The 13318-nt window shown below is 71.5% G+C and carries 12 protein-coding genes; 8 read left to right on the top strand and 4 right to left on the bottom strand.

The features are described 5' to 3' along the window. The first annotated feature begins 46 nt into the window (after positions 1 to 46). Together ACGF5O_RS23630 and ACGF5O_RS23625 are read left to right on the top strand one after the other, a co-directional pair. Positions 47 to 526, top strand: coding sequence for a hypothetical protein (locus ACGF5O_RS23630; RefSeq protein WP_393811846.1), 480 nt, complete (start codon positions 47 to 49; stop codon positions 524 to 526). Beyond that, complete coding sequence (locus ACGF5O_RS23625; protein WP_393811845.1) at positions 523 to 990, top strand: hypothetical protein; 468 nt, start codon at positions 523 to 525, stop codon at positions 988 to 990. The genes ACGF5O_RS23630 and ACGF5O_RS23625 overlap by 4 nt, the downstream gene beginning before the upstream one ends. Here the strand turns inward: ACGF5O_RS23625 and ACGF5O_RS23620 are convergent. Both ACGF5O_RS23620 and ACGF5O_RS23615 read right to left on the bottom strand, forming a co-directional pair. After that, positions 968 to 1900, bottom strand: coding sequence for a class I SAM-dependent methyltransferase (locus ACGF5O_RS23620; RefSeq protein ID WP_393811844.1), 933 nt, complete (start codon positions 1898 to 1900; stop codon positions 968 to 970). The genes ACGF5O_RS23625 and ACGF5O_RS23620 overlap by 23 nt on opposite strands. Positions 1901 to 1905: 5 nt before the next feature. Further along, positions 1906 to 2211 carry a 4a-hydroxytetrahydrobiopterin dehydratase gene (locus tag ACGF5O_RS23615; RefSeq protein ID WP_393811843.1) on the bottom strand — a complete coding sequence of 102 codons (306 nt, stop codon included), beginning with the start codon at positions 2209 to 2211 and terminating at the stop codon, positions 1906 to 1908. A gap of 282 nt (positions 2212 to 2493) precedes the next feature. Here ACGF5O_RS23615 and ACGF5O_RS23610 point away from each other — a divergent pair, with 282 nt between their 5' ends. The 6 genes from ACGF5O_RS23610 to narI all read left to right on the top strand — a co-directional run bounded on the left by ACGF5O_RS23610 (position 2494) and on the right by narI (position 10824). Next, positions 2494 to 3357, top strand: coding sequence for a helix-turn-helix domain-containing protein (locus tag ACGF5O_RS23610; protein WP_393811842.1), 864 nt, complete (start codon positions 2494 to 2496; stop codon positions 3355 to 3357). Between the two features lie 72 nt (positions 3358 to 3429). Then, entirely contained in the window at positions 3430 to 4245 is an 816-nt protein-coding gene (locus tag ACGF5O_RS23605; protein WP_393811841.1) for an SAM-dependent methyltransferase, read from the top strand. 78 nt (positions 4246 to 4323) lie between these two features. Beyond that, positions 4324 to 8007 (top strand): nitrate reductase subunit alpha, encoded by a 3684-nt coding sequence (locus tag ACGF5O_RS23600; protein WP_393811840.1) that lies wholly within the window; start codon positions 4324 to 4326, stop codon positions 8005 to 8007. Then, positions 8007 to 9611: a nitrate reductase subunit beta gene (gene narH / locus ACGF5O_RS23595; RefSeq protein ID WP_393811839.1), complete on the top strand. Its 1605-nt coding sequence runs from the start codon at positions 8007 to 8009 to the stop codon at positions 9609 to 9611. Before ACGF5O_RS23600 ends, narH begins: the two co-directional genes overlap by 1 nt. Continuing rightward, positions 9611 to 10105: a nitrate reductase molybdenum cofactor assembly chaperone gene (gene narJ / locus ACGF5O_RS23590; protein ID WP_393811838.1), complete on the top strand. Its 495-nt coding sequence runs from the start codon at positions 9611 to 9613 to the stop codon at positions 10103 to 10105. Before narH ends, narJ begins: the two co-directional genes overlap by 1 nt. Then, positions 10102 to 10824 carry a respiratory nitrate reductase subunit gamma gene (gene narI / locus ACGF5O_RS23585; RefSeq protein ID WP_393811837.1) on the top strand — a complete coding sequence of 241 codons (723 nt, stop codon included), beginning with the start codon at positions 10102 to 10104 and terminating at the stop codon, positions 10822 to 10824. The genes narJ and narI overlap by 4 nt, the downstream gene beginning before the upstream one ends. Before the next feature lie 55 nt (positions 10825 to 10879). Here the strand turns inward: narI and dnaK are convergent, their stop codons facing one another. Both dnaK and ACGF5O_RS23575 read right to left on the bottom strand, forming a co-directional pair. After that, a complete protein-coding gene (gene dnaK / locus ACGF5O_RS23580; protein WP_393811836.1) occupies positions 10880 to 12727 on the bottom strand; it encodes a molecular chaperone DnaK in 1848 nt (615 codons plus the stop codon). A 140-nt stretch (positions 12728 to 12867) separates the two neighbouring features. Beyond that, on the bottom strand, positions 12868 to 13293 hold the full coding sequence (locus ACGF5O_RS23575; RefSeq protein ID WP_393811835.1) for an OsmC family protein: 426 nt from the start codon (positions 13291 to 13293) through the stop codon (positions 12868 to 12870). Positions 13294 to 13318 lie beyond the last annotated feature (25 nt).

The following is a 13318-nucleotide window of genomic DNA, read 5'->3' as shown; positions in this document are numbered from 1 at the left end:
CTCCACTGACAGAGGGTGTCAGTGGAGCGGGCCTAGCGTCACGCCCATGAGCTTCACGGAGAAACTGCTGACCGTGCCGCCGCCGATCACGGTGGCCGGCCGGCGCGTCAAGCGCTACCACGTCACCGCCGATCCCGCGGGCATCGCGCCCGGCGTCGAGGAGGCGGCGTACGCGATCCTGCCCCGGCTGCTGCCGGAGCCGGACGGCACCCCGCCCGCGACCTTCGTGGTCCTGCACCGGGGCGGGGACAGCGGCGCCTACCTCAACGCGTACAGCTGGGTCTGGGACAACGTGCTCCACTTCCGGGGCGCCGCGGCGGGCCAGCCGGTGCTCGGCTGTCCGGACCAGGACCCGGAGCACTTCGTCGAGCCGGACCTGCCGTGGATCGGCTGTGTCTGGGAGCTGCCGCCGATCCAGCACGAACGGGACGCCTGGGTACGGCACCTGCTCGTACCCGAGGTACCCGACCTGGAGGCCTATCTGGCCGACTCCCTGCCCGAAGGAACCACCGGAGGCCGCGCATGAGCACCCCGAACGACTTCGACTTCCTGCACGGCGACTGGGAGGTCCGCAACCGCCGCCGTACCGGCTTCCTCGACCCGGAGAGCGCCTGGGTGGAGTTCCCCGCCGTCAGCAGCTGCCGGCCGCTGTTCGACGGCGCCGCCAACGTCGACGAGATCGACATGCCGTACCTGGGCGCGAAGGGCGCGACCCTGCGGCTCTTCGACCCGGAGACCCGACAGTGGTCGCTGCACTGGGCGGCGAGCCGGAGCGGGAGGCTGTTCCCGCCGGTCGTCGGACGGTTCGACGGTGACCGCGGGGAGTTCTACGGCGACGACAGCCACGACGGCGAGGACGTCCGGGTGCGGTTCGTGTGGTCGGGGGTGTCCCCCTCCGGCGCGCGTTGGGAGCAGGCGTTCTCGGTGGACGGCGGGGAGAGCTGGCTGACCAACTGGACGATGGACTTCAGCAGGCCGCCGGTTTCCTGAACGCCCGTACGGCGAAGCGGGGGTCGGGGCGGCGGCGGTCCTGGTCGGGCAGGGCCGCCAGCCGGCGGGCGAAGTCCTCGGTGCGCGGGTCGTCGGGCGGGAGCATGGTGAACCAGCCGCGCCGCAGGTCGGCGAGGGTGGAGCGGGGGCTGCGGCCCTGTCCGACGCCGGCGAAGGCGGCCTGCCCGGCAGGCAGCAGGCCGTTGGCCAGGGCGTACGCGCGCACCTCCGCGGCGGCGTCGGAAGCCGGGCGGCGCGGGCGGGCGGCGAGGACGGCGTCGATGTCGCTGCCTACGTCGTGCGCGGCGGCCTTGTCGACGGTGGTGACGTACACCCCGCCGGGCCGCAGCACCCGCGCGCACTCGGCGACGATCCCGCGGACCTCGGTGCCGTCCGCCATGAGGTGGAGCAGCCAGACCGTCGTGACGACGTCGAACGTGGCGTCGGGGAACGGCAGCCGACGGCTGTCGGCGAGCAGGACCGATCCCGGCGGCAGCCGAACCGCCGCCATCCGCGCCATGCCGGGCGCGCGGTCCACCCCGGTGACCTGGAGCGCGGGCCGAGCGGCAGCGAGCCGCCGGGTGACGATGCCGGTGCCACAGGCGAGGTCGAGGAGACGTCCGGGGCGACTGGGGCGCCCTGCGTGCACCGGACTGCCGTCGCGGTCCGGACTGCCCGCGCGATCACGGCGGGCGGGGCCTTCCGCGCCGCCCACACTGCCCGCGGTGCCCGCATTGCCGGCGCTCCCGGCACCGTCGGCGCCCCCAACGCTTCCGGCGCCCCCCGTGCTCCCCGCACTACCGATGCTGTCGGGGATCAGGCTGAGGACGGCGTCCGCGGCTGCCTCGGCGCGGGGCTCGCCGCCGCGGGTCGCGTCGTAGGCCCCGGCTTCCTTGTCGTAGTCGAGCACATGGCTCAGTGTGCGCCGTGGCCTGGGGCGATGTCCTCCACCCTGTGGGCGAGTTCGAAGTCCTTGGCCGTGACGGCGCCGCCCACGCTGTGGGTGTTCACGGTCAGGGCGACGGTGTTGTAGCCGAGGGTGAGGTCGGAGTGGTGGTCGAGTTCGTCCTGGACGCGGGCGATGTGCACGACCAGGGCGACGGCGGCGAAGTGCGAGTCGAGCCGGTAGGCGCGGGCGAGCCGGTCGCCGTCCAGCGACCAGCCGGGCAGCTCGGCCAGCCGGTCCTCGATCTCCTGCTGCGACAGCGGTGCGACGGCCATGGTGCGGCTTCCTTCCCGGGGACCGGCGAGTGGCGTGGGTGCGTTCAGCCTGCCATGACCGGGGGCTCCGGGCGGTGACCACGGTCGCGTGTCCGGGTCCTCGCCACGGTCGTCGCCCTGGGCCCCGCCTCGCCCGGCCCCGCCGAGGGTGGCACTGCGTGCTGGCACCAAGTACCCGCACTCACCGGTAAGTTGACGGAAGTAGTTCCCTCGACCAGGTGTGCGACGCGGCATCGCGTGACACACTGCTCCCCGTACTTGGGCACGTAGGGGAGGCGTGGCGTGAGTGAGCGGCGTGCTGCGCCCACAGTGGGGCAGGTCGTGCTCGGCAAGCGGCTGCAGGAGCTGCGCGAGGCGGCCGGCCTGGGGCGCGACGAGGCGGCGCGGGTGCTGCGGGTGGCCCAGGCGACCGTACGGCGGATGGAGATGGCCGAGGTCTCGCTGAAGATCCCGTACATCCAGGTGCTGCTGGAGACGTACGGGGTGCCCGAGGAGGAGCAGGCCGCGTTCGTGCGGCTGGCCGAGGAGGCCAACCAGCCGGGCTGGTGGCAGCGGTTCCACGACGTGCTGCCGGACTGGTTCAGCCTGTACGTGAGCCTGGAGGGCGCCGCCCGGGTCATCCGCTCCTACGAGCCGCACTTCCTGCCCGGCCTGTTGCAGACCGAGGCGTACGCGCGGGCCGTGATGGAGGCCGGGACGATCGGCCACAGTGATCCCTCGGCCGTGGAACGGCATGTGGCGCTGCGCATGACCCGGCAGCGGCTGCTGGAGCAGGACGATCCGCCCCACCTGTGGGTGATCATGGACGAGACGGTGCTGCGGCGCCCGGTCAGCGGCCCTTCCGAGGTGATGCGCGACCAGGTCGACAAGCTCCTCGCCTACAGCGAGCGGGACCGGATCACCCTCCAGATCGCCGAGTTCGCGAGCGGCCCGCACCCGGGGACGTACGCGCCGTTCACGCTGTTCCGGTTCGGTGAGCCGGAGCTGCCCGACATGGTCTTCACCGAGTACCTGACCGGCGCCCTGTACCTGGACTCCCGTGACGAGGTCGGGGCGCATCTGGAGGTCCTGGACCACATGACGGCCCGCGCGGCCTCGGCACACCGGACCGAGGAACTGCTGCGCGAGTACCGCGACAAGCTCTGATCCCGCGCCACACTCCGATCCCCGCGTCACACTCCGATCCCGCACCAGACCCTGATCCGAGGAGCACCGACCGTGACCGCACCCGAGCCCGCCCCGACCTCGATCGACACGAGCCGGCCGCATCCGGCGCGGGTGTACGACTGGTGGCTGGGCGGCAAGGACAACTACCCGGTGGACGAGGAGCTGGCCCGGCGGATTCTCGCCGTGGACGGCACCGTGCTGCGCGGGGCGCGCGCCAACCGCCGGTTCATGCAGCGGGCCGTACGGGCCGTCGCCGAGTCCGGCACCCGCCAGTTCCTGGACATCGGCACCGGCATCCCGACCGAGCCGAACCTGCACCAGGTGGCGCAGAGCGTGGCGGCGGAGTCGAAGGTGGTGTACGCCGACAACGACCCGATCGTGCTGCGCCACGCGGAGGCGCTGCTGCGCGGCACGGACGAGGGCAGCACCGCGTACGTGCACGCCGACGTACGGGACGTCGACACCCTGCTGGCCCGGGCCGCCGAGAGCCTGGACTTCAAGGAGCCGGTCTCCCTGTCGCTGGTGGCGCTGACCCACTACCTCGACGACGACCCGGACGGCGACGACGTGTACGGCCTGCTGCGCCGGTACGTCGAGGCGCTCGCCCCGGGCAGCCACCTGATCCTCTCCCAGGTCACCCCGGACCTCAGCCCGGAGGCGATGGAGCAGGCGGCGGCGAACTTCCGGCGCAGCGGCACGCCCTTCCACCCGCGTGCGCTGCCCGCCTTCCACCGCTTCTTCGAGGGCCTGGAGCTGCTCGGCCCCGGGGTGATCCCGGTCTCCGGCTGGCGCCCGGAGCCGGTGGACGTGGCCATCCAGGCGGAGGGCATCGTCCCGGTGTACGGCGGGGTCGCCCGCAAGGTCTGACCCGTCCGGGCGCCCTGAACAGGTGCGTTCCCCGGCCCGCCCCTAGCGTCGAAGCGACGGGTGAGCGAGGGAGCGGACGTGACCGACACGCGGACACCGCCGAAGGAGCCGGGTGCGGCGCTGCTGAGCGCCGGCCGGTTCTTCCGGCCCGGCACGCCCGCGCCCGACCTGCACAGTGTGGCCCTGACCGGCGGCCGGGAGGCGGACGCCTTCTACCGGGACCGCTGGAGCCACGACAAGGTGGTGCGCTCCACGCACGGGGTGAACTGCACCGGCTCGTGCCGCTGGAAGGTGTACGTCAAGGACGGCATCATCACCTGGGAGACCCAGGAGACGGACTACCCGTCGGTCGGTCCCGACCGTCCCGAGTACGAGCCCCGCGGCTGTCCGCGCGGCGCCGCGTTCTCCTGGTACACGTACTCGCCGACCCGGGTGCGGTATCCGTACGTCCGGGGCGTGCTCCTGGAGATGTACCGGGAGGCGAAGCGGCGGCTCGGGGATCCGGTGCTGGCCTGGGCGGACCTCCAGAACGACCCGGAGCGCCGCCGCCGTTACCAGCAGGCCCGCGGCAAGGGCGGTCTGGTACGGGCGAGTTGGGACGAGGCGGTGGAGATCGTCGCCGCCGCGCAGGTGCACACGATCAGGACGTACGGCCCGGACCGGATCGCGGGCTTCTCCCCGATCCCCGCGATGTCGATGGTGTCGCACGCGGCCGGCGCCCGCTACCACTCGCTGATCGGCGCCCCGATGCTGTCGTTCTACGACTGGTACGCGGACCTGCCGGTGGCCTCGCCGCAGGTCTTCGGCGACCAGACGGACGTGCCGGAGTCGGGCGACTGGTGGGACGCGGCCTATCTGATGATGTGGGGCTCGAACGTCCCGGTGACCCGCACCCCGGACGCGCACTGGATGGCGGAGGCCCGTTACCGCGGCCAGAAGGTCGTGGTGGTCTCCCCCGACTACGCGGACAACGCCAAGTTCGCCGACGAGTGGCTGCACCCGCACCCGGGCACCGACGGCGCGCTGGCCCTCGCGATGGGCCACGTGATCCTCAAGGAGTTCTTCGTCGACCGCGAGACCCCGTTCTTCGCGGACTACGTAGGGAAGTTCACCGACCTGCCGTTCCTGGTGACGCTCACCGAGCGGGACGGCGCGTACGTGCCGGGCAAGTTCCTGCGCGCCGCCGACCTCGGCCAGGACGGCGAGGGTGCCGAGTGGAAGACGGTCGTCCTGGACTCCGTCTCCGGCCGCGCGGTGGTTCCGAACGGCTCCCTCGGCTTCCGCTGGACGGACCCGGGCAAGGGTCGCTGGAATCTCGACCTCGGCGACATCGAACCGCAGTTGACCCTGTACGGCAGCGCGGTGGCGGCCGGGGTCGAGGTGCTGCTGCCGCGCTTCGACACGGACGGCGGCGCGCACGGCCAGGGCAGCGGGGACGTGCTGCGGCGCGGGGTCCCGGCGACCCGCCTCGGCGGTGCGCAAGGTCCGCTGGTGACGACCGTCTACGATCTGCTGCTCGCCCAGTACGGCGTGTGGCGGCACGGGCTGCCGGGCGGCTGGCCCACCCACTACGACGACCCGGACACCCCGGGCACCCCGGCCTGGCAGGAGCGGCACACCTCGGTCCCGGCCGCCAAGTGCATCAAGATCGCACGGGAGTTCGCGCGGACCGCCGAGCGCTCCAAGGGCCGCTGCATGATCCTGATGGGCGCCGGCACCAACCACTGGTTCCACTCCGAGACCATCTACCGCGCGTTCCTGGCCCTGCTCCAGCTGACCGGCTGCCAGGGCCGCAACGGCGGCGGCTGGGCGCACTACGTCGGCCAGGAGAAGTGCCGCCCGGTCACCGGCTGGGCCTGCCTGGCCTCGGCCAACGACTGGTCCCGGCCGCCACGCCAGATGATCGGCACGGCCTACTGGTTCCTCCACACCGACCAGTGGCGCTACGACCGGTTCGGCGCCGACGTGCTGGCCTCGCCGCTCGGAGAGGGCAGGTTCGCCGGGATGACCGGCGCCGACTGCCTCGCGCTGTCGGCCCGTTCGGGCTGGATGCCGTCGTACCCGACCTTCGACCGCAGTCCGCTCGCACTGGGCGAGGCGCCGGGCGATCCGGTGGCCGAGGCGGTGGCGGAACTCCGGGCGGGGACCCTGAAGTTCGCCTGCGAGGACCCGGACGCCCCGGAGAACTGGCCGCGCGTCCTGACCCTCTGGCGGGCCAACCTGCTCGGCTCCTCGGCGAAGGGTGCCGAGTACTTCACCAAGCACCTCCTCGGCACGCACTCCTCCCTGCGCGCCGAGGAGGCGGACCCGGACCAGCGGCCCCGGGACGTGCGGTGGCGGGACGAGGCACCCGAGGGCAAGCTCGACCTGCTGCTCTCCCTGGACTTCCGGCAGACCTCCTCCACGCTGCTGTCGGACGTCGTGCTGCCGGCCGCCACCTGGTACGAGAAGCACGACCTGTCGTCGACCGACATGCATCCGTACGTGCACGCCTTCACCCCGGCCGTCGACCCGCCCTGGCAGGCCCGCACCGACTTCGACACCTTCAAGGCGCTCGCGGAGCGGCTGAGCGAGCTGGCCGTGGACCATCTCGGTGTGCGCAGGGACCTGGTGGCCGTGCCGTTGCAGCACGACACCCCGGGCGAGACCGCGCAGCCCGGCGGGGTGGTGCGGGACTGGAAGCGCGGGGAGTGCGAGCCGGTGCCCGGCCGGACCATGCCGAACCTGGTCGTGGTCGAGCGGGACTACCCGGCGGTCGGCGCCAGGTTCGCGGCGCTCGGCCCGCTGGTGGAACAACTGGGCCTGCCCGCGAAGGGCATCACCCTCAAGCCGGACCAAGAGGTCGCGCGTCTGGGGCAGTTGAACGGCACCGGATACCAGGACCGGCCCGCCCTCGACACGGCGGTGAAGGCGGCCAACGCCGTCCTCGCCCTCTCCGGCACCACCAACGGCCGCCTCGCCACCCAGGGTTTCCGCACCCTGGAGCGGCGCACGGGGCAGGAGATGGCCCACCTGGCCGCCGAGCACGAGGGCAGGCTGGTCACGTACGCCGACACCCAGGCCGCGCCGGTCCCGGTGATCACCTCGCCGGAGTGGTCGGGCAGCGAGTCCGGCGGACGCAGGTACACCGCGTTCACCCTCAACACCGAGCACCTCAAGCCCTGGCACACGCTCACCGGCCGCCAGCACTTCTTCCTCGACCACGACTGGATGCACGAACTCGGCGAGGCACTGCCCGTCTACCGGCCGCCGCTGGACATGAACAGGCTGTTCGGAGAGCCACGCCTCGGTCCGGACGGGCAGCAGGAGGTGACGGTCCGTTACCTCACGCCGCACAGCAAGTGGTCGATCCACTCCGAGTACCAGGACAACCTGTTCATGCTGGCGCTCTCCCGGGGCGGCCAGAACATCTGGATGTCCCCGCAGGACGCGGACGCGATCGGGGTCGGGGACGACGACTGGGTGGAGGCGGTCAACCGCAACGGCGTGGTGGTGGCCCGCGCGGTCGTCTCGCACCGGATGCCGGCCGGCACCGTCTACATGCACCACGCCCAGGAGCGCACGGTGGCCGTCCCGAAGACGGAGACCACCGGCATGCGCGGCGGCATACACAACTCGCTGACCCGGCTGATCCTCAAGCCCTCGCACCTGATCGGCGGCTACGCCCAGCTGTCCTGGGCCTTCAACTACCTGGGCCCGACGGGCAACCAGCGCGACGAGGTGACGGTGATCCGGCGCCGCGCCCAGGAGGTCGAGTACTGATGCGTCCGATGGCCCAGATCGCGATGGTCATGAACCTCGACAAGTGCATCGGCTGTCACACCTGTTCGGTCACCTGCAAGCAGGCGTGGACCAACCGGCGGGGCATGGAGTACGTCTGGTTCAACAACGTCGAGACCCGGCCGGGCCAGGGCTATCCGCGCCGCTACGAGGACCAGGAACGGTGGCGCGGCGGCTGGGAGCTGAACCGGCGGGGCGCCCTGAAGCTGAAGGCGGGCGGCCGGCTGCACAAGCTGGCCGGGATCTTCGCCAACCCGAGGCTCCCGGAGATCAAGGACTACTACGAGCCCTGGACGTACGAGTACCGCAACCTCACCGACGCCCCGCTCGGCGACGACTACCCGGTGGCCCGCCCGGTCTCCCAGCTCGACGGCAAACCGATGAAGATCGAGTGGTCCGCGAACTGGGACGACAATCTCGCGGGCGCCCCCGCCCACGGCGACCTGGATCCGATGGTCGAGCGCGCCCGCCAACATGCCTCGGACAAGGTGCGGTTCGAGTTCGAGCAGACCTTCATGTTCTACCTGCCCCGGATCTGCGAGCACTGCCTCAACCCGTCGTGCGTGGCCTCCTGTCCGTCCGGGGCGATGTACAAGCGGACCGAGGACGGCATCGTGCTGGTCGACCAGGACCGGTGCCGGGGCTGGCGGATGTGCGTGACCGGCTGCCCGTACAAGAAGGTGTACTTCAACCACGCCACCGGCAAGGCCGAGAAGTGCACCCTGTGCTACCCGCGGATCGAGGTCGGCCTGCCGACGGTCTGCTCGGAGACCTGCGTGGGCCGGCTGCGCTACCTCGGGGTCGTCCTCTACGACGCCGACAAGGTGACGGCGGCGGCCGAGACCGAGGACGAGAAGGCGCTGTACGAAGCCCAGTTGGGCGTCTTCCTCGACCCGGAGGATCCGGCCGTGCGGCGGGCCTGCGCGGCGGCGGGCATCCCGGACGACTGGACGGAGGCGGCCCGCCGCTCCCCCGTCCACGCCCTGATCAGCAGGTACCGGGTGGCCCTGCCGCTGCATCCGGAGTACCGCACGCTGCCCATGGTCTGGTACATCCCGCCGCTCTCCCCCGTCGTGGACGCGCTCTCCGAGACCGGCCACGACGGCGAGGACGCCGACAACCTGTTCGCTGCGATCGACACCCTGCGCATCCCGCTCGCCTACCTGGCCGAGCTGTTCAGCGCGGGCGACCCGGCCCCGGTCCGCGCCTGCCTGGAGAAGCTCGCGGCGATGCGCTCCCACATGCGGGCGCTCAACCTGGGCGAGGAACCGGACCCGGCGGTCACCGCCGCGGTCGGGATGCGGCCCGAGGAGATCGAGGCGATGTACCGGCTGCTGGCGATCGCCAAGTACGAGGACCGGTACGTGATCCCGACGGCGGCCGTCGGCGACGCCCGCCGTCTGGAGGAGTCCGCGCTGCCCGACGGGTGCAGCCTCGACTTCGACGGCGGCCCCGGCATGGGCGGCGACGGCCCGTTCGGCCAGGACTCGGGCCGGAAACTGCTCCCTGTGGTGTCGGTGCAGAACTTCCACGGTCTGCGCAGACGGCAGACCGCCGACACTCCCGACGAGGCGAAGGAGGACTGATGCCCTCGGACGCGGTGTTCTACCAGGCGGCGGCGCTCTGTCTCACCTACCCGGACGACGACTTCGTCGCCCGGCTGCCGCTGCTGCGCGAAGCCGCCCCGCAACTGCGGGAGTTCACCGACCACGCGACGGTGACCCCACCGCAGGAGCTGGCCGCGCACTACGTGCAGGTCTTCGACTTCAAGAACCGGCACAGCCTCTACCTCAGCTGGTGGCGGGACGGCGACACCCGGCGCCGGGGCATGTCCCTGGTCCGGTTCCAGGACATCTACAAGGCGTACGGCATGGAGTTCACCGGCGAGGAGCTGCCCGACTTCCTCCCCGCCGTCCTGGAGTTCACGGCCCGCACCGGCAACACCGACCTGCTCACCGAGCACCGCGACTGCCTGTCACAACTCCGCTCCCGGCTCACCGACTTCGGCACCCCCTACGCGTGCGTCCTGGACGCGGTCTGCGCCGCCCTGCCGGCCACGCCCGGCGGAGTGCGCCCATGACCACCCTCCTGTGGGGCGCCCTGCCCTACGTCGCCCTCGCGCTCCTGGTGGCCGGCCTCGTCTGGCGCTACCGCTACGACAAGTACGGCTGGACCAGCCGCTCCTCCCAGGTCTACGAGTCGAGGCTGCTGGACATCGCCTCCCCCGTCTTCCACTACGGCATCCTGTTCGTCCTGGCCGGCCATGTCGTCGGCCTGTTCGTCCCGGCGTCCTGGACGCGGTCGCTCGGCGTCAGCGAGCACACGTACCACCTGTTCTCCCTCTACGGCGGCACGCTCGCGGGCGTCCTCGCGGTGGCCGGCCTGGCCCTCCTCCTCTACCGCCGCCGCACCCGGGCCCCCGTCCTGCGCGCCACGACGACGAACGACAAGGTCATGTACCTGGTCCTGGTCGCCGCGATCGTGCTGGGCATGACGGCGAAGCTGAGCCACAGCTCCGGCGACGGCTACGACTACCGCGCCACGATCGCCCCCTGGGCCCGCAGCCTCTTCACCCTCCGCCCGGACACGGCACTCATGGCGGAGGTCCCGGTCCTCTACCAGGTCCACGCGGTCATCGGCATGCTCCTCATCGCCCTGGTCCCCTACACCCGCCTGGTCCATATGTTCAGCGCCCCGGTGCAGTACCTGTTCCGCCCGTACCTGGTGTACCGCTCAAGGGACCCGAGGCAGCTGGGCCCCCGCCCGGAACGAAGAGGCTGGGAGACCACAGAGAACTAGGTATTTCTCTCCGCCGCAACGGCGCTCGGCCACGACGGCGGAACCCGGCGGTGCCTCACCCGGCCGCACCCCTCTCGTCGTCCACGATCTCGGCGTCCACCACTCCCTCCTCCTCGGCCTGGGGCGCCCGCTGTTCCTCGGCCGAACCGCCGGAGGCAGCCGCATACATGGCCTGCCCCATCTGCTGGCTCACGCTCGCCAGTTTCTCCACCCCCTGCCGCAGCTCGCCGGTGTCGGCGTTCCGCTCCAGCAGCGCCTTGAGCTCGGTGATCGCCGCCTCCACGTCGGCCTTGGTGCCGGCCGGCACCCGCTCCTCGTTCTCCCGGAGGAAGTTCTCGGTCTGGTAGACGAGTTGCTCGGCCTGGTTCCGCGTCTCCGCGGCCTCGCGGCGCCTGCGGTCCTCCTCGGCGTACTGCTCGGCCTCCCGCATCATGCGGTCGATGTCGTCCTTGGGGAGGGCGGAGCCGCCGGTCACGGTCATCTTCTGCTCGCGGCCGGTCGCCAGGTCCTTCGCCGAGACGTGCATGATCCCGTTCGCGTCGATGTCGAAGGCCACCTCGATCTGCGGCACCCCGCGCGGCGCGGGCGGCAGGCCGGTGAGGTCGAAGACGCCCAGCTTCTTGTTGTACGCGGCGATCTCGCGTTCGCCCTGGTAGACCTGGATGCCCACCGAGGGCTGGTTGTCGGCCGCGGTCGTGAAGATCTCCGAACGCCGGGTCGGAATGGTGGTGTTGCGCTCGATGAGCCGGGTCATGATGCCGCCCTTGGTCTCGATGCCCAGGGACAGCGGGGTGACGTCGAGCAGCAGCACGTCCTTGACGTCGCCGCGGATGACACCCGCCTGGAGGGCGGCGCCGACCGCGACCACCTCGTCCGGGTTGACGCCCTTGTGCGGGTCCTTGCCGGTGAGTTCGCGGACCAGGTCGGTGACGGCGGGCATCCGGGTGGAGCCGCCGACCAGGATGACGTGGTCGATCGCCGAGACCTGCACGCCCGCGTCCTTGACGGCCTGGTGGAAGGGTTTCTTGCAGCGGTCCAGCAGGTCGGCCGTGAGCTCCTGGAACTGGGCCCGAGTCAGCTTCTCCTCCAGGTGCAGCGGCCCCTCCGCGGAGGCGGTGATGTACGGCAGGTTGACCGAGGTCTCCGTCGACGACGACAGCTCGATCTTCGCCTTCTCGGCGCCCTCGCGCAGCCGCTGCACCGCCATCTTGTCGTTGCCGAGATCGACGCCGTACTGCCCCTTGAACCGCTTCACGAGATGCTCGACGACCCGCTGGTCCCAGTCGTCGCCGCCCAGATGCGTGTCGCCGTTGGTGGCCTTGACCTCGATCACCCCGTCGCCGATCTCCAGCAGCGACACGTCGAAGGTGCCGCCCCCGAGGTCGAAGACGAGGACGGTCTGCTCCTCGCCCCGGTCGAGGCCGTAGGCGAGCGCGGCGGCCGTCGGCTCGTTGATGATCCGCAGCACCTTCAGACCGGCGATCTCCCCGGCCTCCTTGGTGGCCTGCCGCTGGGAGTCGTCGAAGTACGCGGGTACGGTGATCACCGCGTCGGTGACGTCCTCGCCGAGGTAGGCCTCGGTGTCCCGCTTGAGCTTCTGCAGCACCCGTGCCGAGAGCTCCTGGGCCCGGAACCGGGTGCCGTCGACGCTCCCGCTCTCCGGGAACCGCCAGGCCGCGTCGCCCATGTGCCGCTTGACCGAGCGCGCGGTGCGGTCCACGTTGGTCACCGCCTGCCGCTTGGCGACCTCGCCGACCAGCACATCGCCGTTCTTCGCGAAGGCCACGACCGACGGGGTGGTACGCGCCCCCTCGGCGTTGGCGACGACGGTGGGCTCACCGCCCTCCAGCAGGGCCACCACCGAGTTCGTCGTACCGAGGTCGATACCGACCGCACGTGCCATGTCCGTCCCCTTTCCGCCCGGGCGCTTCCCCGAATCCAGCACAAAACTTGAGCGAGCCGTTGTCAATGCCGGGTACCCCGTAAACAACGATGCCGCGCCCCCTCGGAGGAGGGGGCGCGGCATCGCGGCGGGGACTGCGATCAGGCGAGCTTCGCGTCCAGGGTGATGGTGGTGCCGGTCAGGGCCTGGCTGACCGGGCAGTTCTTCTTGGCGTCCTCGGCGGCGGCGGTGAAGCCGTCCGCGTCCAGGCCGGGGACGGTGCCCTCGACGGTCAGGTGGATGCCGGTGATGCCGGTGCCCGGCTGGAAGGTGACGTCGGCGTTGGTGACCAGCTTGGTGGGCGGGGTGCCGGCCCCGGTCAGGGCGTGCGACAGCGCCATGGAGAAGCAGCTGGAGTGGGCGGCCGCGATCAGCTCCTCCGGGCTGGTCCTGCCGTTCGCCTCCTGGGAGCGCGAGGCCCACGTGACGGGCTGCTCGCCGATACCGGAGGAGTCGAAGGTGATGACACCGTTGCCCTCGGTAAGGCTGCCTTCCCAGACGGTGTGTGCGGTGCGCGTGGTAGCCACGGTTGTTCCTTTCGGCGATGAAGGC

Source organism: Streptomyces sp. NPDC048291 (genome assembly GCF_043201715.1).
GTDB lineage: Bacteria > Actinomycetota > Actinomycetes > Streptomycetales > Streptomycetaceae > Streptomyces.
The sequence above is the reverse complement of the archived record's forward strand: the minus strand, read 5'-3'. Positions and strand labels throughout refer to the sequence as shown.

Excerpts from the sequence above, each read along its gene's own strand:
- ACGF5O_RS23630 (WP_393811846.1), top strand. The coding sequence starts at position 47 with ATGAGCTTCACGGAGAAACTGCTGACCGTGCCGCCGCCGATCACGGTG.
- ACGF5O_RS23625 (WP_393811845.1), top strand. The coding sequence starts at position 523 with ATGAGCACCCCGAACGACTTCGACTTCCTGCACGGCGACTGGGAGGTC.
- ACGF5O_RS23615 (WP_393811843.1), bottom strand. The coding sequence starts at position 2,211 with ATGGCCGTCGCACCGCTGTCGCAGCAGGAGATCGAGGACCGGCTGGCC.
- narH (WP_393811839.1), top strand. The coding sequence starts at position 8,007 with ATGCGTCCGATGGCCCAGATCGCGATGGTCATGAACCTCGACAAGTGC.
- narJ (WP_393811838.1), top strand. The coding sequence starts at position 9,611 with ATGCCCTCGGACGCGGTGTTCTACCAGGCGGCGGCGCTCTGTCTCACC.
- narI (WP_393811837.1), top strand. The coding sequence starts at position 10,102 with ATGACCACCCTCCTGTGGGGCGCCCTGCCCTACGTCGCCCTCGCGCTC.
- dnaK (WP_393811836.1), bottom strand. The coding sequence starts at position 12,727 with ATGGCACGTGCGGTCGGTATCGACCTCGGTACGACGAACTCGGTGGTG.